This window comes from Actinacidiphila rubida (genome assembly GCF_900110255.1).
GTDB classification, from domain to species: Bacteria; Actinomycetota; Actinomycetes; order Streptomycetales; family Streptomycetaceae; genus Actinacidiphila; species Actinacidiphila rubida.
The window spans coordinates 1-18,981 of the sequence record NZ_FODD01000027.1 but is presented as its reverse complement, the minus strand read 5'-3'; the positions used below and the strand labels follow the sequence as shown (position 1 = coordinate 18,981).

Annotated in this window: 15 protein-coding genes and 2 pseudogenes; 6 read left to right on the top strand and 11 right to left on the bottom strand. The window is 71.2% G+C overall.

Going from position 1 to position 18,981, the window contains the following annotated elements; genetic code table 11:
• The first annotated feature begins 51 nt into the window (after positions 1–51).
• Positions 52–3,933 (top strand): S8 family serine peptidase, encoded by a 3,882-nt coding sequence (locus BMW99_RS25335; RefSeq protein ID WP_069465068.1) that lies wholly within the window; start codon positions 52–54, stop codon positions 3,931–3,933.
• 136 nt (positions 3,934–4,069) lie between these two features.
• On the opposite strand, the gene BMW99_RS25330 is transcribed toward BMW99_RS25335, so the two are convergent.
• Both BMW99_RS25330 and BMW99_RS25325 read right to left on the bottom strand, forming a co-directional pair.
• Positions 4,070–4,405 (bottom strand): GNAT family N-acetyltransferase, encoded by a 336-nt coding sequence (locus tag BMW99_RS25330; RefSeq protein ID WP_069465069.1) that lies wholly within the window; start codon positions 4,403–4,405, stop codon positions 4,070–4,072.
• Positions 4,402–5,421, bottom strand: a complete 1,020-nt coding sequence (locus BMW99_RS25325; protein WP_069465070.1) for a pirin family protein — start codon at positions 5,419–5,421, stop codon at positions 4,402–4,404. Before BMW99_RS25325 ends, BMW99_RS25330 begins: the two co-directional genes overlap by 4 nt.
• Positions 5,422–5,540: 119 nt before the next feature.
• Between BMW99_RS25325 and BMW99_RS25320 the strand changes: the two genes are divergently transcribed.
• Positions 5,541–6,044, top strand: a complete 504-nt coding sequence (locus BMW99_RS25320; protein WP_069465071.1) for a carboxymuconolactone decarboxylase family protein — start codon at positions 5,541–5,543, stop codon at positions 6,042–6,044.
• A 169-nt stretch (positions 6,045–6,213) separates the two neighbouring features.
• Positions 6,214–6,657, top strand: coding sequence for a tetratricopeptide repeat protein (locus tag BMW99_RS25315; RefSeq protein ID WP_069465072.1), 444 nt, complete (start codon positions 6,214–6,216; stop codon positions 6,655–6,657).
• 198 nt (positions 6,658–6,855) lie between these two features.
• Here the strand turns inward: BMW99_RS25315 and def are convergent, their stop codons facing one another.
• Together def and BMW99_RS40840 are read right to left on the bottom strand one after the other, a co-directional pair.
• Positions 6,856–7,530: a peptide deformylase gene (gene def, locus BMW99_RS25310; protein WP_075017607.1), complete on the bottom strand. Its 675-nt coding sequence runs from the start codon at positions 7,528–7,530 to the stop codon at positions 6,856–6,858.
• 185 nt (positions 7,531–7,715) lie between these two features.
• Positions 7,716–9,398, bottom strand: a complete 1,683-nt coding sequence (locus BMW99_RS40840; RefSeq protein ID WP_176735375.1) for a hypothetical protein — start codon at positions 9,396–9,398, stop codon at positions 7,716–7,718.
• Between the two features lie 437 nt (positions 9,399–9,835).
• On the opposite strand from BMW99_RS40840, the gene BMW99_RS25300 reads away from it, so the two are divergent.
• Positions 9,836–12,604, top strand: coding sequence for a glycoside hydrolase family 130 protein (locus BMW99_RS25300; protein WP_143080564.1), 2,769 nt, complete (start codon positions 9,836–9,838; stop codon positions 12,602–12,604).
• 157 nt (positions 12,605–12,761) lie between these two features.
• On the opposite strand, the gene BMW99_RS25295 is transcribed toward BMW99_RS25300, so the two are convergent.
• From BMW99_RS25295 to BMW99_RS25280, 4 genes and pseudogenes are all read right to left on the bottom strand, one after another.
• Positions 12,762–13,196 carry a hypothetical protein gene (locus BMW99_RS25295; RefSeq protein WP_069461928.1) on the bottom strand — a complete coding sequence of 145 codons (435 nt, stop codon included), beginning with the start codon at positions 13,194–13,196 and terminating at the stop codon, positions 12,762–12,764.
• Between the two features lie 2 nt (positions 13,197–13,198).
• Positions 13,199–13,678, bottom strand: coding sequence for a MarR family winged helix-turn-helix transcriptional regulator (locus BMW99_RS25290; RefSeq protein ID WP_069461929.1), 480 nt, complete (start codon positions 13,676–13,678; stop codon positions 13,199–13,201).
• A gap of 72 nt (positions 13,679–13,750) precedes the next feature.
• Positions 13,751–13,852: pseudogene (locus BMW99_RS40245) on the bottom strand (IS5/IS1182 family transposase); the annotation flags it as partial.
• A gap of 181 nt (positions 13,853–14,033) precedes the next feature.
• Complete coding sequence (locus tag BMW99_RS25280) at positions 14,034–14,909, bottom strand: MurR/RpiR family transcriptional regulator (protein ID WP_069461931.1); 876 nt, start codon at positions 14,907–14,909, stop codon at positions 14,034–14,036.
• Between the two features lie 76 nt (positions 14,910–14,985).
• Between BMW99_RS25280 and BMW99_RS25275 the strand changes: the two genes are divergently transcribed.
• Together BMW99_RS25275 and BMW99_RS43140 are read left to right on the top strand one after the other, a co-directional pair.
• Positions 14,986–16,299: an MFS transporter gene (locus BMW99_RS25275; protein ID WP_069461932.1), complete on the top strand. Its 1,314-nt coding sequence runs from the start codon at positions 14,986–14,988 to the stop codon at positions 16,297–16,299.
• Positions 16,300–16,568: 269 nt separating this feature from the next.
• Positions 16,569–16,697 (top strand): annotated as a pseudogene (locus BMW99_RS43140) (helix-turn-helix domain-containing protein); the annotation flags it as partial.
• On the opposite strand, the gene BMW99_RS41800 reads toward BMW99_RS43140, so the two are convergent.
• The 3 genes from BMW99_RS41800 to BMW99_RS25260 all read right to left on the bottom strand — a co-directional run.
• On the bottom strand, positions 16,653–16,847 hold the full coding sequence (locus tag BMW99_RS41800) for a hypothetical protein (protein ID WP_069461933.1): 195 nt from the start codon (positions 16,845–16,847) through the stop codon (positions 16,653–16,655). The pseudogene BMW99_RS43140 and the gene BMW99_RS41800 overlap by 45 nt on opposite strands.
• A 370-nt stretch (positions 16,848–17,217) precedes the next feature.
• Positions 17,218–17,637, bottom strand: coding sequence for a PPOX class F420-dependent oxidoreductase (locus tag BMW99_RS25265; protein ID WP_069461934.1), 420 nt, complete (start codon positions 17,635–17,637; stop codon positions 17,218–17,220).
• A 1,068-nt stretch (positions 17,638–18,705) separates the two neighbouring features.
• Positions 18,706–18,981 (bottom strand): ATP-binding protein (locus BMW99_RS25260; protein WP_177226103.1); only part of this gene is annotated, 276 nt, incomplete at its 5' end.

Sequence of the window (18,981 nt, the reverse complement as noted above, 5' to 3'; positions counted from 1 at the left end):
CCCGCCGACTCTGGAGACAACGTGAAGCTCCCGTTCGCCCGAAGATCCGCTGTGACGATCGGGGCCGCCCTCGTCGCCGCGCTGATCACCCCCGTGCAGGCCCACGGCGCCGCCCCGCCGGCGGCGACGCCGGCCGCGGCGGGCGGCCCGCGGCCTGCACCGGTCACCGTGACGCTGATCACCGGCGACAAGGTGACGGTGTCTCCGGGACCCGACGGGTCGGTCCTCTCGGTGGACGCCGTCAAACGCCCGCCGGGCGCCACCGGTTCGGTACGCACCTCCGTCGAGGACGGGGACACCTACGTGTTCCCCGACGAGGCCATGGCCTATGTCGCGACCGACCGGCTCGACAAGCAGCTCTTCGACGTCACCCAACTGATAGCCCAGGGTTACGACGACGCGCACAGCAGTGAACTGCCCTTGATCGTCACGCAGTTGAAGGTCCCGACCGGCCTCAGGTCCGACGTCGCCAAGGGCCGGGCCGCCCAGCCGCCCGGCCTGGATCTGCCGGGGGCGGAGACCACGCACAGCCTTCCGTCCGTGCACGGGGAGGCGGTACGGGCGAAGCGGTCGCAGTCCGCCGCCTTCTGGACCGCCCTCACCGGCACCGCGCGGCAGACCTCCCGGCTGCCGGCGGCGCCTGGCGGTGGGACCGCGGACACCGCGCCGTCCGTGGCCGCCGCACCGTCCACGGATGCCGGGCGGTCCACGGATGCCGCACCGTCCTTCACCGCCGGTGTCGACAAGGTGTGGCTCGACGGCAAGGCGCAGGCGACCCTCGCCGACAGCACCGCCCAGATCGGCGCCCCCGCGGTATGGGCCGGCGGCGGCACGGGGACCGGGGTCCGGGTCGCGGTACTGGACACCGGGGCGGACCTCACCCACCCGGACCTGGTGAACCGCATCGTGGCGTCCAGGAACTTCGTCCCCGGCACCGACATCCTGGACCGGGCGGGCCATGGAACCCACACCGCCTCCACCGTCGCGGGTACCGGCGCCGCCTCCGACGGCAAGGAGCGGGGGGTCGCCCCCGACGCCGATCTGCTGGTGGGCAAGGTCCTCGGCGACAACGGGTCGGGCCCGATGTCGGGGATCATCGAGGGCATGGAGTGGGCGGCGCGGACCGAGCACGCCAGGGTGATCAACATGAGCCTGGGCACTCCGGTCTGGCACACCCAGGACGACCCCCTGAGCCAGGCGGTGAACGAGCTGACCGCCGAGACGGGCGCGCTCTTCGTCATCGCCGCCGGCAACACGGGCAACAGCCCCTACAGCGTGACCGCACCGGGAACCGCGGACGCCGCGCTCACCGTCGGGGCCGTGGACGCCTCCGACCACCTCGCCGACTTCTCCGCCGCCGGGCCGCGCATGGACGACGACGGCCTCAAGCCGGATCTGACCGCTCCGGGCGTGGACATACTGGCGGCACGCTCGCAGTACATGAACGACGGAGGCGACGGCTACTACCGCTCGGACAGCGGCACCTCCATGGCGGCGCCGCACGTCGCCGGGGCGGCGGTCCTGCTGGCGCAGAAGCACCCGGAGTGGACCGGGCAGCAGATCAAGGACGCGCTGATGAGCAGCAGCGTGCCGACCCCCGGCTACAGCCCCTACCAGGCCGGCAGCGGCCGGCTGAACGTGGCCGCGGCCTACTGGCAGGACCAGATCATCGCGACCGGATCGGTGGACGCGGGGCTCGTTCCCTGGTCGACCGACCCGCAGCGGAAGCGGATCACCCGGCAGATCACGTACACCAACACCACCGACGCCGCGATCACGCTGGATCTGTCGACCGACCACGGCGACTCGCCCGCCGGGGTGTTCACCCCGGCCGCCGACCGCGTCACCGTACCGGCGCGCGGATCCTCGACGGTCGACATCGTGGTGGACCCGAACGGGCTGGCCCCTGGCCAGTACGCTGCCCGGGTCACCGCGCGCTCCGCGGACGGTGAAGTGCACACCGCCGTGGGGGTCTCCGTCGAATCGGAGAAGTACGACCTCACCATCCACCTCAAGGACCACGCCGGCAAGCCGTTGAGCGGCGACGTCGAGATCACGGGCGCCGACGGGAGGACCGTCGACAAGTGGGTCCAGGACGGGACGCTCACCAGCCGCTGGGCCCCCGGGTCGTACACAGCCGTCAGCACGGTGGACGTGCCGGGTCTGCACGGACCCCACTCCCTCGGTTTCGCGCTGCTGACCGTTCCCGAGTTCGACCTGACGGGCGACCGGGACATCGATCTCGACGCCTCGCGGATACGCCAGGTGAAGGTGGCGACACCCGAGCCGGCCACCATCGCGACCAGCAGGATCGACGTCTACCGCTCCTTCACCTCCCGGACGCCCACGCCCGGCGACCAGCAGGCTCTGCACGAGAACTTCTGGCCCTCGGCCGTCTACGACAGCCTGTGGGCGCTCCCCACCAAGGGCAAGGTGGCCAAGGGCAGCTTCGTCTTCACCACGCGGATCCGTGCCGTGCAGACGCCGCTGAAGATCACGTACGGCGGGCACAGCCTCGATGACGCCCTGGTGGTGCAGCCGGGTACCCCGCTGCTGCCGGACGGCACCACCCGCCTGGACGCCGTCTTCGCAGGCAGCGGCCTGCCGGCCGACTACACCGGCCTGTCCGCCGGCGGCAAGGCCGTGGTCGTACGGGCCGGTGACACCGCGTTCCCCACGGATCAGGCCGCCGCGGCGCACGCCGCCGGTGCGGCGATGCTCCTGGTGGTCAACGACGGCGACGGCCGCGGAGTCGACTGGTACGGCGACGCCGACGGCGCGACGACCGGGCGGATCCCGGTCGCCTCGGTCACCTTGGACGAGGGAGAGGCGCTGATCAAGAGGATCACCTCAGGAAAGGGCGGCGTGAAGCTGGCGGTCGAGGCGCACCCCGCGCCGAAGTACCTGTACGACCTGGCCGACTACCACCTGGGAGGGGTGCCCGACGACCCCTCGCCCGCGACGGATCCCCGCAGCCTCGCCCGTGTCGAACTCGACTTCGCCCCGCCGCACGGCGAGCAGGTCGTCGAGAGCCGGGAGGACAGTCCGCAGTACGAGTACGGGCCGGCCGCCAACCCGCACGCCGTGTGGGGGATGGTGCGGGTCGCCAAGTTCCCGCCGACCCTGGCCGCCCCTGGCGGGCGCACCGACTGGGTCTCCGCCGGACCCGGCGTCACGTGGCAGCAGTACGCGAGCATCGACGGCTGGCAGTCCAACACCGACATGCGGTCCTTCCCGCCGGGCAGCGTGCAGAAGGACCGCTGGTTCGGCCCCATCACGCGGCCGCGGCTGACCAGCGCCGAGATCCCGTTCCGTGGCGGGCCCGGCATGAGCCTCTTCGTCACGGGACCCGCGGGCGACGCGGGGTCGGCGCACAACGCCTACTCCAGCCTGGTGTCGGGGACGTTCTCGCTCTATCAGGGCGACACGCTGCTGACGCAGCGCAGAACCCAGGACGCGCCCACGCTCGACGTCTGGGGCCTGTCGCCGCAGGAACTCCCGTACCAACTGGTCGCCGACACCACGGCTGACCCCGCGTTCGGCCCGTACTCGCCCACCACCCACACCGAGTGGGACTTCACCTCCGGCGCCCCTGAGGGCGTGGACGCCGAGGCCGTCCCGCTCGCCCAGCTGGACTACGGAACCGACCTCGACCCCGAGGGGCGGGCGAAGCGCACCTCGGACTTCTCCCTCACACCCCAGGTCCTCGGCAGCGACTCGCCCCGTGACGCGATCTCCTCGGTCACGTTGGAGGTTTCCTACGACGACGGGGCCACCTGGCACCGCCAGGACCTCAAGGAGAAGCAGGGCACCTGGACGACGACCCTGAAGGCTCCGCGCCGGGCGGGCTACGTCTCCATCCGGGTCACCGCCAAGCAGCGCAACGGCGGCGGCGTCACCCAGACCATCACCCGGGCCTTCGGCCTGAAGTGACACCCCGAGGGGCCGGTGTCCGGCGCGTCCACGCGCCGGACACCGGCCCCTCCGCCGTCATCCGGATCGGCTACGAGGACGGGAACGATCAGCCGTCGACGAACCGCCGGCCGCGGCCCCACTCCGCAGGGACACCTCAGCCGATCTGGGTACGGAGCCAGTGCCGGATGTCCGGCGTCACCGGGTCGGTGATGTCGGAGAACTCCTGGTGCTTCCGCAGGAACCCGGCCACGTAGGGGCAGACGGGCACGATGCGCATCTCCGATGTCCGCACGTCGTCCAGAGCCTGCTGGACGAGCACGGAGGCCAGGCCCTGTCCGGCGAACGCCTCGTCGATCTCGGTGTGGAAGAAGACCCGCTGCGCGTCGCGATCGCGATACTCGGTGAACCCTGCGAGCCGGCCGCCGACCAGGACCTCGTAGCGGTGCCGCTGATCAGCGAGTTCCACGACCGGGGCGGTGGACGATGTCATCGGGCGCCTTCCTGGGACGGGCGCGCCGGGTTCCGGCGCGGGGTGAGGGTGGCGTTGGGCAGGACGGGTGCGGGGATGCGGTCTCCCTCGTAGCCCTCGACGCCGCCGAACCGGCTCGAGTTCCGCTCCCATGCCTGACGGGCCTCGGCGATCTCGTCGTGGTCGCGCCCGATGAAGTTCCACCACATCACGATGGGCTCGTCGAAGGGTGTCCCACCGAGCAGGATCGTCCGAGCCGGGACGTCGCCGGTGTTCGTGAGGGTGAGCGTCTCGGTCCCGGGAGCGTGGTAGCCCAGTTCGGCCGGGCGCAGCGGCGTTCCCGCCATGCTGACGTTCCCGCTGTCGACGAGGAGGCCGTGCTCGAAGCACGGGTCGACCGCGAGGCTGGTGGTCGCGCCCGGGGCCAGGACGAGCTCCGCGCCCACGAGGGGCGAGAAGGTGGGTACCGGCGAGGTGTCGCCCGCCAGGGAGCCGAGAAACACCCTGGCTTCACCCCCTCCGACCGGGACGGGCCGCGGGACATAGTGCTGAAAGTTCCGGCGGGCCTCACGATGGTCCGACGGGAGGGCGACCCACAGCTGCACGCCGTGCAGGACCGTGGTCGCCGCGGTGGAGACCTCCGAGTGGCAGATGCCGTGGCCGCCGGTCATGAGGTTCAGTTCGCCCGGCCGCACGTACGCGCGGGTACCCAGACTGTCCCGGTGCTCGATCTCCCCGCTGAACAACCAGCTCACCGTTTGCAGCCCGGTGTGCGGATGCGGCCCCACGTCCATCCCGCCCGACTCGGCGACGTTGTCGGGACCGTAGTGGTCGGCAAAGCACCAGGCGCCGATCGTGGTCCGGGCCCGCTGCGGCAGCGTGCGCCGCACCGTCATGGCCCGAGGGCCGCCCAACGGCACATCGCGCGCGGACAGGACCTCCACCCGCGCTTCCACCCGCGCTTCCCGCCGCGCCACACCCTCGTCCGCCCCGGCGCCGCAGCGCCACTCGGCGGGGTCGGTCTCGTTGTTGCTCACCGTACGACGCCTCCCTCCATACGATTGCACGTTCAACTATTATGCACTCGAGGGCGTGCCGGCGGGACGTGCGGGACGCCGAGGAGCGGCCGGCAGCGGCTCGCTGAAGAGGAGTGCGGATGGATGACGTGGCGCGGGAGAACGCACGGCAGCGGGTCTTCATCGACAAGCAGAGTCCGGGAGCGTACCGCTCTTTCCGCGAGAGCGCCGCCGTGGTCCGTTCGGTCGCCGCGGACGCCGGGCTGGAGCGGATACTCGTCGAACTGATCAACCTGCGCGTGTCACAGATCAACGGCTGCGCCTACTGCCTGTCCACCCACACCACGGCGGCGTTGGAGGCCGGCGAGGATGTGCGGCGGCTGGGCGTGCTGCCGGCGTGGCGCGACACCGAACTCTTCAGCCCGAGTGAACGCGCGGCCCTCGCCCTTGCGGAAGCCACCACCAGCCCCTCGGACGCCACGGCGCAGGAAGCCGCCTATGCATCCGCTCGCGCGGTCCTGACCGACGACGAGATCTCCGCGGTCATCTGGGTGGCGATCACCATCAACGCCTTCAACCGCGTGTCCATCCTCAGCAAGCACCCGGTGCGCCCCCGCCCTGTGCGGTCCCACCCCGCACCATGACGCACGCGGCGGCACCCTCCGTGGGGAGGAGCGGTCGCCTGACCTGCGAGGACACGATCTTCGGCAGGCGCCGGACCCGGGCGGAATATCGGCCGGTGCCCGACGGTTGGTGCCGGCAGGCGGGGTCAAAACCCGACCCCTGCCCCCGGCCCCGCGAGGAAGGACCGCCATGAGCGACAGGTTCAACAGTTACCGTCCCGACGGCGAGGCCACCGCCGATCGCTGGGCGGGCGCTCTGCACATTTTCGACGGCGCCGACGTCCGCGACGGTGCGCCCGTGATGCGCGAGGAGACCGCGGCGGAGCGGTGGGAGCGGGCCGGGCTGCTCTTCGAGGAGAGGAGCTACGCCGACGCGGCGAAGCTCCTTGCCGGCATCGTCGCCGAGTTCCCCGACCAGGTGGCGCCCCGGCTCCTGCTGGCCCGGGCGTACTACCACTCCGCCCAGTTGCGGCGCGCCGAGGAAGAGCTGCGCACGGTGATCGACCGCGATCCGGTCGAGCACTACGCCCACCTGATGCTGGGCCGTACCTTGGAGCGACAGGGCCGGGACACGGAGGCCGCTCCGTGGCTGCGCATGGCAGGTGCGCTGTCCGGCGAACCCGCCTCGAGGTAAGCCCGCCCGGGCCGGCACGCCCCAGCGGCAGCCGGTACGCAGACCCGTCCACCTCAGCTGCCGTTGTCGGTTTCCTGCACAGCGCGTGGTCCCACCGTGGTCCCGGCCTTCGGGGCGTCCGGCCCGCCCCGTTCCCCGTGGGTCCCCCTCGCTCGCCCCCCCAGACGGGCAGGCGACGGGCACGCGCTGTCCGGCGGACTAGGGCGCCTTCTCGACTGCCCCGATGGCCTCGGCACGCTCGACCCGGCGGGCGAACACCCCCTCCATCAGATCCTGCATCTCTTCCAGCACGCGGCGGCGTTCGCGCTTGGTCAGCCGGTCGAGGTAGAGGAGGCCGTCCAGGTGGTCGGTCTCGTGCAGCAGGCAGCGCGCGAAGTACCCCGTCCCCTCGATCACGAGCTCGTTGCCGTCCTTGTCCCGGCCGCGCACCACCGCCCTGGCCGGGCGGTTCACATCGAAGTGGGGGCCGGGCACGGACAGGCAGCCCTCGCCGGCCTCCAGCAGGCGGCGCTCCTCCGGGTCGGTTCCCTGCTCGACCACCGGGTTGAGGATGTGGCCCACGTGCCGGACGCCGTCGTCGTCCTGGCAGTCGTAGACGAACAGCCGCAGGTCGACGTCGACCTGGTTGGCGGCGAGTCCCGCACCCTCGGCCACGTACATGGTGACGAACATGTCATCGATCAGCCGGGACAGCTCCGGAGTGCCGAACTCCGCGGACGCCGACTTGCAGGGACGTCGCAGGATGTCCTCACCGACCACCGTGATGCGCAGGACCTCGCCGCGCGACGCCTCCGGGGCCCGCTCGGGGTAGCTGCCCTCCACCGGCGCACCCTGGACGAGGACCCGGTGCCGGGTGACGGGATTCGTTGCCATGATCGCGAGTACCCTCCGCAGTATCCTGCCGCCGGTTACCGCGAGTGACCGACTTCGCCGATTCGGCGACAGTACCCTACCCGGCCCGGACTCCCCCAAGAGCCTCCTCCATCACGGGAGTTGATCGAACGTCAGCAGGAACCCGGCCCCTCCGGCACCGCGACGTAGCGGCGGCGAGTTGCCGGTCAGAGCCGGCGGCGGCGCCGGACCGTCACCGCGACGGTGCCCACGAGCAGCAGCATCGCGGCCGCACCGGTCACGGGGAGCGTCGCGCCCGAGCCGGTGGAGGCCAGCGAGCCGTCGGGCGTCAGACCGCCGTTGGACGAGGACGCGCCACTGCCACCCGTCGCTCCGCCACCGCTTGAGGTGCTCCCACCCGAGGCGGAACCGCCCGACGTGGTGGAGCCGGAACCGCCTGACGTCGGGGAGTCGGACGTGGTGGAGCCGGGCCGGGCGACGGTGATCGTGGCCGTGTCGTTGGCCAGGTTCACGTCATGCGTGGGCGCCTCGGTGGAGGGCACGACCCGCACGGTGCCGACCGCGCCCTTGGTGGCGGCAGGGACCAGCCGGTCGATCCGCAGCGCGAACCTCAGCACGAACTGGCCGTGGAGACGCAGTGGTTCACGCATCGCGCAGCGGTAGGCGCCTGATGTCCGCCGTACGCAGAGTGGTTCGGGTCCGGGTGAGGTGCCCGGGGGTGAGGCGACCACCGGTTCGGTCGTCACCAGGCTGACGCCAGCGGGCAGGGTGACGTCGAACGCGCCGTCGGCACCGCTCTGGGTGAGGCTGCCGGGGCCTGCGTTGCGCACGCCCAGGCTCAGCCGGACGACGTCGCCCCTCGTGCCGTGCAGGGTGCCTCCGATGGCCTGGTAGTCGGCGTGCTGGTCGGCGACGACGTGCAGCCAGCCCGCCGTCAGTCCGGTGTCCTGGGCGGCGGACCGGTGGAGTGTCAGCGGGGGGCCGTCACCGGTCACATAGTCCGCGGGGTCGAAGTCCTGTGAAGCCAAGACGCTGCCGGCCGGCCTGATGTCGTAGGTGATGAAGCCGTCCATCAGGGGCGTGCGGGTCCGGTAGGACAGTGGCCTGTCGGTGGTCCACACCTGGCCGGGGGCGATCTCGTCGGGGAAAGCGCACCAGAAGTCGTTGCGCGGCGCGGGCGGGTAGTGGCAGTTGGCGGGCCGCTCGCCGGTCAGCGCGAACGCCCGGGCGTCGGCGGGGGTCGTGGTCGTGTCGGAGGTGTGGAAGTGGAGCGTGAAGCCATGGCGGGGACTGGCGTCACCGGTGTTGGCGATGACGGGTGAGAACGGCACGAGGGTGCCCGGCGACGCGGCCCGGCGTTCCGGCAGGACGGCGGTCAGCAGCGAGGGGGTGCCGATCACCGCCCGTACGTGGGCGGTTGCGCCGGTGCCGCCGGCGGTGGAGGCGGTCACCGGCACGTCGGCCTCGAACTGAGCGTCGGCACTGTCGGTCGCCAGCAGATGGAAGGGGCTGAGCCGGGTGACGGCCGGAGCGAGGTCGCAGGTGACCACGAGTTCCTGGGCAGCGCAGCCGTCCTGGGTGTCCAAGTCGGTCATGACGACTCGGTCCGCCAGGGCCGATGCGTCGACGACGAGGTGCCGGGGGCTGCTGGTCGCCTGGCCAGTCGTGCCGATCCCGATGATCAGGGTCGACACGAACGCACCGTTTCCGGCCGCCCCCGCCTCCACATACAGGGTCGGTGTCACGTCCAGTTGCAGGGCCGGTGTCGCGGCGAGTGCGGACGGCGCCGCGCCCAGGGCCGCCACGGTCATGCCCAGGGCCCCGCAGGCCAGTGCCAGTCCTGCGGCCGCTGCGCGCCGTGCTTTGCTGGTTCCTCTCGCTTCTCTCATGGCCTTCCCCCTCGGGTGGGCGGGAGATCCCGCAATGTCCTGTCGCTGACAGGACATCTGACGGGTCGTCGGAGTTGCCCTGCCGTGACGCCGGAGTTCGCGTCCGGTGGCGGCGCGGAGGGTGCTCCGGGCATGGCCGGCTGCCACCCTCAACTCCCCGCAGGTCAGCCGGAGTGAGATCGGCGCCCGCCGCCGAACGAGCCCGGGCGCGCTCGGGACCGCCGAGTGGGACAGCCGGCAACTCGACTGCCGCGCACGGCCGTTGCGCACACAGGGGACCGCAGCCGCGATGCGGCGACCATGCCGCACCCCTTGACGCCGCCGACCCGCGGTGGAATCGTCCCGCCCCGACAACGTTGTCAGGATCGTGCCCACTACCGCGCAGCGTGATCCGAAGACCCCCGAGGCTTGTCGCGTCGACTTGAGAGGTTGGGAAAATGGTCGGTTTTCGCCTGTTCTCCGCGCACCGTCGAAGGAGGCCGGACGCACCCGGGCCGCGACGGGCCCGGCGCGGGCCCGTCGCGGCCCGGGTGCTCGCGTCGGGCGCGGTGGCGCTGGCCGTCGGCGCGGCGCTCGCCGCGGCGCCCACGGCCGCGGCGACGCCGAGCGGGGCCGCGCACCCGTCGCCGGGCGCAGCCACCGCGCCCGCGGCGGCGTCGGACACCAGCGCGGCGGGGAACTCCAGTTACACCGCGGCGAACCTCCCCGACTGGGCCATCGGCCCGTTCACCCGCAGCGCGGACAACCCGTTGCTGACGCCGAGCGGCAGCGGCTACGAGGCCGCCGACCTGTACAACCCGGGCGTGCTCTACCGCGGCGGGCAGTACAGGATGCTCTACCGCGCGCAGGGCACCGACGGCGGCCCGTCACAGATCGGCTACGCCGCCGGCACCGACGGCAGCCACTTCACCGAGGACACCGCCGACAACCCGGTGATCGGCTTCGACCTGGCTGGGCAGCAGTCCAAGTGCGGCCTGGAGGACCCGCGGCTGTTCGAACTCCAGGGCACCTACTACACGTTCTTCACCTCCGTCCACCCTAAGGCCGACGGCAGCTGCTACGGCTCGTACGACATTTCCGAGTCCACCTCGACCGACGGCGTCCACTGGAGCACCCCGTGGACGGTGGAGCCGAACGCGGGGAACAACAAGGACGCGGCGGTGGTCACCGACGCCGACGGCACACCGCGGAAGGTGAACGGCGAGTACGTCATGTACTTCGGCCAGGGCGACACCGGTACGGACATCGCGTACTCGTCGGACCTGCGCACCTGGCACGCGAAGGGCAGCAGCACCCCGCGCACGGCCGACCCGCTCGACGTGCACTACCCCAAGGGCTGGAAGCCGTACGAGGTGTCGGTGGCGGTCACCGACTACCAGACCGTGGTGGGCCGGCCCGCCAGCCAGAACATCGTGGTCTTCACCGCGGGGACGCTGATGGCCAACGGCCGCTGGTTCTACGCGATCAGCGAGGAGGAGTTCTCCGGCCAGGACCCGACGCTGATGCTCCACCAGCTCAGCGACGCGGTGCTCACCCCGACGCCGGACGTGCCCTACGAATGGAACGGGCAGACGCCGAAGACGGTGTGGACGAACAGCATCTTCTTCCACAACGGCCAGTGGATGATGTACTACGGCGGCGGCGACCAGGTCACCGCGCTCGCCACCGCGGGGCTGCGCCGGCCGCAGCCGGTGGCGTCGGGCGGGACCGTCTTCCAGACCGGCTTCGAGCACGGCCAGCCCGCGCCGGACTGGGTCGACGGCGTCGACACCTCGCCCGGCGGCGGGGGGATCGCCGGGGTCCGCGCGTACGGCAGCGCCACCGGCCCGGAGGCCAGCGCGCGCCAGGTTCTCGACCACGACGGCACCAACGCGCTGATGTACTCCGGCCAGGCCACCGGCGCGGCCGACGACCACGCCTACATGCGGCTGTTCGACCTCGCCGACCGGCCGGTGCGCACCGGCCGGAACACCACGCTGACGTACTGGATCTACCCACAGGCGCAGGGCAGCGCGGCGCCCGGCGTCAGCGGAGACAACAGCAGCTGCGTGGCACTCGACCTCGTCTTCTCCGACGGCAGCACGCTGCACGGCCTGCCCGGCTCCCCGCTCACGCCGGCCGCGCAGTGCGGCACGCTCACACCCGACCAGTGGAACCAGGTCAGTGTGGACATCGGGAAGGCGGCCGCGGGCCGCGAGGTGGTCCGCGTCGACCTGGGCTACGACCGGCCCGGCAGCAACGGCGGCTACCGCGGCTACGTCGACGACGTCACGCTCACCGACCACGCCACCGGGCCCGCGACGATCAGCGAGGTCTCGCCCGCGCAGGCGGCTCCGGGGCAGCAGGTCACCGTCACCGGCAAGGGCTTCGGCCCCTCCGCTCACGGCCGGCACCTGCTGCTGTCCGACAACGGTGTGAACTGGGGCGGCGCGCGCGACCTCGGCACGCTGCGGATCGACCAGTGGTCCGACACGTCCATCACCTTCACGGTGCCCAAGCCCAGCGGCCCGGAGGTCTCGACGTCCACGGGACCGGGGAACGTCTGGCGCGTCGAGCCGGGCAGCACGGCGAGCGTCGCGGTGGTGACCGGGCCCGGCGGGGCCTCCAACACCGGGCAGTTCACCGTCGGGGCCAGCGCCGCGCTGTCGGACTACGCCAACGACGTGGGCATCTCGCCGGACGGCAACCGCGGGTGCGGCCAGCTCGACAACGGCACCGACACCTACTCGGCGGACGCGCTCGCCGCGGCCACTCCTCAGTCCCTCACCCCCGGCGCCCACGTCAGCGTCGACGGGCTGTCCTTCACCTGGCCGCAGGCGCAGCCGTGCACGAACGACAACGTGCGGGCGCTCGGCCAGACCATCCTGATGCCGCACCGGTCCGGCGCCACCCGGATCGGCTTCCTCGGCGCCGCGACGAACGGCGCCCACTCCGGCACCGTGACGATCCACTACACCGACGGCAGCAGCGGCACGGCGACGCTGGCGCAGTCGGACTGGGGCACCGCGCCCGGCGCCGGGAACACGGAGGTCGCCGCGATGGCCTACCGCAACCAGGCGCTCGGCAAGCAGGACCACGCGTTCTACGTCGACGAGCAGAGCGTGCCCGTCGACCCGGCCAAGGTCGTCGCGTCGATCACGCTGCCCTCGAACAAGGACATCCACATCTTTGCGACGGCGCAGGACGGCACGCCGATCGCGGGATAGTCCGCCCCGGGGGGAGCGCCGCCCGGCGCTCCCCCCTCGGTCCCAGCTCCCCTGTCTGCCCTGCTCCGACGGCCCACTGCCTCACCCGACCCGTCGTCCCACCCAGCACCCCGAAAGTCGGTTCCACCGATGACGTCCAAGTCACGCTGTGCGGAGCCTAGTTGGCGAGCTCCGTGTTGGCGCGTTCGGTGATCAGGGTGAGTGCCCGGCCGGCGGACTCAAGGTCGGCGGCCGGGATGCCGCCGTACAGGCGCTCGGTGATCTCGCGGAGGGCAGTCTGGATCTGCTGCTGAAGGGTGCGGCCCGCCTCGGTCAGGTCGACCTGCACGGCGTCGCCGGGTAGGGCTTCCACCAGCTGCTTCTCGGTCAGTTCGGCGACGGTGGCCCTGGCTGCGGCCTCGTCGATCTTGAGCGCGCCGGTCATCCGGCTCACCAGGGCGTCGATGGAACCGACGCCGCCTGCAACGGCGTTGAGCACCACCGACTGGTTGAACGTCGTGTCGGTGCGGGACAGCGCGCGCTCCAGCAGGGCGCGGGTGGCGTAGTGGGCCTGGCCGATGACCTGGCCGTTGAGGGTGGGCGTGGTGGTCATGGCTACCTCTCTTCCTCGGATCGGTGGAACTGGTCGAGTGGCGCGTCGAGCAGGACGGTCAGCTCCTGGACGAACATTTCGCAGCGCTCGCTTCCCCGGCCACCGAGGGGCGACATCAGCTGGTCGAGCAACTGCTGGACGACGGTGATCGCACGGCCGGTGACCTCCCGCCCCTCGGCGGTGAGCACCAGCTGTACGGCGCGGGTGTCGGCCAGGTCCCGGTGGCGTTCGATCAGGCCCTCGACCTCCAGCGTGCGGGCCAGCTTGGAGATGTAGAGCGCCTCGAGGCCGGTACGGTCGGCGAGTTCACGCTGACTTGGTCGCAGTCCGGAGCGGTGCATCCCGTACAGCGAGGCCAGGAGTACGTACTTGGCGTGAGTGAGGCCCAGAGGTGCGACCGCGCGGTCGACAGCGACTCTCCACTTCAGCGAGAGCCGCCAGACCAGGAAGCCGGGGCTCGGGCCCTCGAAGGCCTTGCTCATGGAATATACGGTACATGGCTACTATAGCCATGGCTACTGTTTGCTTTGGGGCTCGCGCGTATACGTGTGCGTTCATGGGCGTCGGTACGGGCCGACTGTCCACCGGTGGGTCGTCCACGCCCGACGGAGCAGGCTACGGACGGCGATGATCGCGTCAGCGAGGTCGCAGAAGGCGCGCCTTCCCGTTCCCTGGACGAGGAGCACGAACTCATCGCCCAACTGGTGGCCTTCGCCGCGGGGAAGAAACCTCTGATCACGGTATAAGCACATCCCAGCGAGCAGCACCGTCCTTCACATGCGGGTTCGGTCACGGACGCTTGGCCGACCACGGTCGGATCCCTTACGGCCGTTCCCGTCAGACGAGCCGGCCGGCGGTGACCACCGACGCGAGGTCCAGGAACGGCGAGAAGCGGTCCGGATCGGCGAGGGCCAACGCCACGAAAATCGCGTCGACCAAAGCGATATGGCAAAGACGGCTGGTCATGGCCTCCAGTCGGAAGCCCTGTTTCGGTCCCCCCGCCACGAGTACGGCATCGGCCACCTCGGTCAGCGGCGAGCGGGCGAAGCTGCTGATGACTGCCACGTATGCCCCCGCCTGCTTGGCCACCTGGGCTGCCTGCAGGGAGTCCCGGGTCGCACCGGAATGGCTGATGAGCAGGCAGACATCGGAGGCGTCGAGCTGACGCGCCTGGATCTCCAAGCCGTGGCTGTCGGTCGGGGCGCTGACGATGAGTCCGAGCAGTTGAAGGCGGTACGCGGCGTCTTGAGCGGGGCTCATCGACGTTCCCAGTCCCACGACCAGAACGCGCCGGGCAGCGGCCAGCCGGGCCACCAGCTCGGCGAAAGCAGGCGCGTCGATCGTGGCCGCGGCGGTGTCGAGGGTCTCGGCGCTGAGGCGGAAGACGAGGCGAAGTGCTTCTTCTGGAGTCGAGCCGGCACCCAGCTCACGTGTCTGGCCGGCGGGGTCGGGCCGCCGCCGCGCCAGGTCGGTGAGCAGGCTGAGTTTCAGCTCGTGGAACCCGCTGAATCCGGCGGTCTGGCAAGCCCGCACCACCGTCGACGTGGCGGTTCGGGCCAGCGCCGCCACCTCTGACACCGACGCGTCGGCCACGACGTCGGGTTGCCCCAGGATCACGTCGACGACGCGGCGTTCGCTGTCACGCATCGCCCCGGTCGCAGCTCGGAGACGGGTCGCCACCTGCCCCCCGGTCGGGGCGTGGGCCGGGCTCATCCAGGCAGCTCAGTCGTAAGGAACACAGTTCGCCAATATAGCGAACTCATGGAATGAATTTCGCTAGTCTGGCCGGATGGCGAGCAACCTCCGCCCCGGGGCCTCGGGCCGCAGGCTCTCGGCGGACCGCGATCCTGGGGTCGCCGTCGTTCTGCGGACACGCTTCCTACGGGGGTTCGCTGACGGATTTGTCAGCATCCTCATGGCCCAGTACTTGAGCGCCCTCGGCTTGTCCCCGCTGCAGATCGGCGCCGTGGTGACCGGGACCCTCATCGGATCCGCCGCACTGACGCTCGGCGTGGGCCTTGGAGCCGGTCGCCGACAGTTCCGCCATCTCCTTCTGGCCGCCGCCGCACTGATGGCCGCCACCGGGGTCGGTTTCGCGCTCGCCAGCGCCTTCGGACTGCTCCTTGCGGTCGCGGTCGTCGGAACACTCAATCCGACGTCGGGGGACGTGAGTGTGTTCCTCCCCATCGAGCAGGCCTACGTGGCCGAGCGCATCAGTGACACGACCCGTCCACGTGTCTACGGGCACTACACGCTCGCCGGCACGCTCGGCGCCGCCCTGGGAGTCCTCGCCTCAGCCCTGCCAGGTCCCGCCAGCGACGTGCTCCATATCGGCGTGCTGACAGCGGAGCGAGGTGGCTTCCTCCTCTACGCCACCATCGCTGTGGGCCTTTGCCACGCCTATCAGCGCCTGCCGCAGGATGACCGCTCGCCCGCCCGCCGGCAACGCCGACCACTGCGCGAGTCGCGTCGCACAGTCGTGGAACTGGCTGCACTCTTCAGTCTCGATGCGGCCGGAGGGGGCTTCGCCATCCAGTCCCTGCTCGTGCTGTGGCTTCATCTCCGCTTCGGGCTGGGCCCGACCCCGCTGGCCGTCGTCTTCTTCGCCGCCAGCATCCTGGCGGCCACCTCGCTCCTCGCGGCGGGGCCCCTGGCTCAGCGCCTCGGCCTGGTCAAGACGATGGTCTGGACGCACCTGCCGGCCGACGTCATGTTGACCCTGGCCGCCCTCGCTCCGAGTGCCTGGCTGGCCGTGAGTCTGCTGCTCGGGCGCGCCGCGTGCTCGTCCATGGATGTGCCTGCCCGCCAGTCCTTGGTCATGGCGCTCGTGCCACCCGGCGAGCGAATGGCAGCAGCCGGAGTGACCAATGTTCCACGGGCCCTGGCGGCCGCCGCCACCCCGATTGCCGCCGGCGCCCTGCTCACCGTCTCGCACGCCGGCTGGCCCCTCCTGATCGGCGGGATCATGAAGATCACCTACGACCTGGCTCTTTGGAGGCTCTACCACCACGTGCCCGAGCGGAGCGGCGGTCGCCGGAAGGTCGAGGGCCATTCGCGGACTCCGGAGTCCGGAGGACCACCACTGGCTGAGGGGCACTCGTAGCGACCGGCCGGCCCGGACGCCGCTCCACTGGTTCGTGTCCTTGTCGAAGGCGTCGGCCCTCCTCGGCCTGCGATGCCGCAGCGTTCTCGGTGGGCCCGCCGGCGCTCCGCGCAGGTACCGCGCCGACCGCGGGCGCCGTCCCGGGTGCGGCGCCGCTGGTGCTCCGGCGGCGCCATCGCTGGATCCCTCGTCGTGACCTGGGAGAACTCCGTCAACGCTGCCCGAATTCACCCCCTGACGTGCGCGAGCCGGGACATTATGGTGGCCGCATGCTCAACACGTACCGCCTGCGCGTCCTGACCGCGATCGACCATGCCGGGAGCATCGCGGGGGCGGCACGCGAGTTCGGCTTGTCACCCTCCGCTGTCTCCCACCAGCTTGCCCAGCTGGAGAAGGAGGTAGGGGTCGGCCTGGTCGAACGGGGCGTACAGAGCCTGCGCCTGACGACGGCGGGACGGCGGCTGTCGCTGCGCGGACAGGAGGTGCTGGCGCTGCTGGACGCCGCCGAGAAGGACCTGCTGGCCCAGGCCCGGGCCGACTCGGGCCACTTGCGCATCGGGTTCTTCGCGTCCGCCGGGGTCCGGCTGCCGCCGCAGACGTTGTCGCGCTTTGTCCCGCCAGGGTTGTTCGGTGAGGCGGTGGCTCATGGTGCTTGCCAAGTCGGCCTAAGGGGTTCAACGCGGGGTGTGGAGAATGCTCTGTGGGACCGGCTCTCCGTCCAGGTGCAGGCGGAGGTGGACGGCCTCGTTTCGGCAGGGCGGAACGTGCAGGCCACTGCTGTGATGCGTGAGCGGTCCGGTCTGCCGGTGCCGGGTCTGCATGAGTGTGTCGATCTGGTGGATCAGCGGTTCAAGGTAGTGCGGCAAAGGTCGGCGGGATCGGCCTGCTCCCGACGCGGGCATCGGCAAGCAGGGCTCGTCAGCCGGGCTGCTCGTTGTCCTTCAGCGCACCCCATCCGTGCCAGCGGTCGATCTCGATCCACGCGCTGTAGCGGCGCCGGTCGCGCTGCCCGTAGTCCTTGCCCAGGTACTGGCGGGACAGACGGTCGATGCCGGACAGGTCGGTGTCCTCCTGCAGGTCGACGACGCGGCCGATGATGGTCACATGGGTGTACCAGCCGCCCTCGTCGAGCACCGTGAGCGAGACCCTGGGGTCGTTGCGCAGATGCTGGAGCCGGACACGCCCCTCGTCCATGTTGATGAGCACACGCCCGTCGTCCCACAGGTACCAGGTGGCCGCGGTCACCGGCTGGCCGTCCCGGCGCAGCGTCGACATGACGGCGGGGTTGGCTTTCTCCAGCATGGCGACGGCGGCTTCGGGCAAGGGCGGCTTCGACACGGGTCATCCTCCACGACGTACGGCGGGACGCTTTTCCATCACCAGCATGATTGCCCGGGGCCGCGCCGCGCGCACGCACCGCCCCGCGCGCAGCCGGGTCTGGTACTACGAACTCCGGACCTCGAAACTCCGAGAGCGCTGACCGGCCGCCAGCCGCTGCTGACCGTGACCGTCAGCCGGAACCAGCGCCGGACGGTGGCGGGCAAGGTGACGGTGACGGTGTTGTCCGCCGCCGGGTCGAAAGCCTAGGCAGCTGCGGACTTCACGGTGGCGAAGGTGGAGCCGTCGGCGCCGGCCTGCAGGGACAGCGTCTAGGTGCGGGCCTCCAGCCAGCCTGCGTCAGCGAAAGCCTGCCGTCCCTGCTTTCCAGATCATTTCGGAAACGCGCCACTGTTCCTACCCCGCACACGCGGGGACGACGTCACGGAGCCCGGGCCTGCCGTGCGGACCCGGCTCCGTCGTATGACCAGCCGCGCCCCGACGCGGCGCGCAGTGTGGGCACAGGCGCGACGGCCAGGACACGCGAAGGACCACAGCCGACGGCGAGGTCCCGGCCCGGACGGCCGCCCGGGTCACCGGCCGGCTCCGGGCCGCGGGCAGCGGCGTAGGCGGGCAGCCGGCCGGGGCGGGGGCTCGGGTCGCGGCCGGGGCGCGGCCAGCCCAGGCACGCGGTGGCGAAGGACCGCCGGACGATGGGGATCTCTGAAATCGGCAAGTGCCGCTCGTCGCCCCGCTCACTCCGGCTTTCAGAGTGGGGATGTTCAGCGAGCGAGCTGCGGTTCAGGAGTGGTGACGATCGTGGCGCCCTCATTGGTGGACTGGCCGCGGCGCACTGACCCCGGGCCGATGAGCGGTTCGCGGTCATGGGCCGGACGGGAAGGGCGCGGGCCTGGTTGTAGAGCAGCACGAAACGCTGCCGACGGCGAGCCCCCACGGCGCACGACGGACGCCCGGATCCCGGCATGGGTGCGGGCGGGGCGGGCCGCGGTGGGGCGGGTGTCGGCGACGCTTGAATCGTGACCCACTTCCGGCAGGTGAAAGTGAACCCCTTGCGTCAGTTGATGTTGGTCATTCCCCGGTGTTGGCGGCGGGAACCCGTCCGAGGTCGCGGCCGCGCATGCGGTAGCTGTCGCCCTTGAGGGAGATCACTTCTGCGTGGTGGACGAGACGGTCGATCATGGCTGCGGCGACGGTGTCGTCGCCGAAGACCTCGCCCCAGCGCCCGAAGGGCTTGTTGCTGGTCACAATCACGGACGCACGTTCGTAGCGGCCCGAGATGAACTGGAAGAACAGGTTCGCGGCCTCGGGCTCGAAAGGGATGTAGCCGACCTCGTCGACCACGAT

Coding starts and splice junctions, on each gene's coding strand:
- BMW99_RS25290 (WP_069461929.1), bottom strand. CDS start 13,678: ATGAGCAAGGCCTTCGAGGGCCCGAGCCCCGGCTTCCTGGTCTGGCGG.
- BMW99_RS25320 (WP_069465071.1), top strand. CDS start 5,541: ATGGATGACGTGGCGCGGGAGAACGCACGGCAGCGGGTCTTCATCGAC.
- def (WP_075017607.1), bottom strand. CDS start 7,530: ATGGCAACGAATCCCGTCACCCGGCACCGGGTCCTCGTCCAGGGTGCG.
- BMW99_RS40840 (WP_176735375.1), bottom strand. CDS start 9,398: ATGAGAGAAGCGAGAGGAACCAGCAAAGCACGGCGCGCAGCGGCCGCA.
- BMW99_RS25295 (WP_069461928.1), bottom strand. CDS start 13,196: ATGACCACCACGCCCACCCTCAACGGCCAGGTCATCGGCCAGGCCCAC.
- BMW99_RS25275 (WP_069461932.1), top strand. CDS start 14,986: ATGGCGAGCAACCTCCGCCCCGGGGCCTCGGGCCGCAGGCTCTCGGCG.
- BMW99_RS25280 (WP_069461931.1), bottom strand. CDS start 14,909: ATGAGCCCGGCCCACGCCCCGACCGGGGGGCAGGTGGCGACCCGTCTC.
- BMW99_RS25300 (WP_143080564.1), top strand. CDS start 9,836: ATGGTCGGTTTTCGCCTGTTCTCCGCGCACCGTCGAAGGAGGCCGGAC.
- BMW99_RS25315 (WP_069465072.1), top strand. CDS start 6,214: ATGAGCGACAGGTTCAACAGTTACCGTCCCGACGGCGAGGCCACCGCC.
- BMW99_RS25330 (WP_069465069.1), bottom strand. CDS start 4,405: ATGACATCGTCCACCGCCCCGGTCGTGGAACTCGCTGATCAGCGGCAC.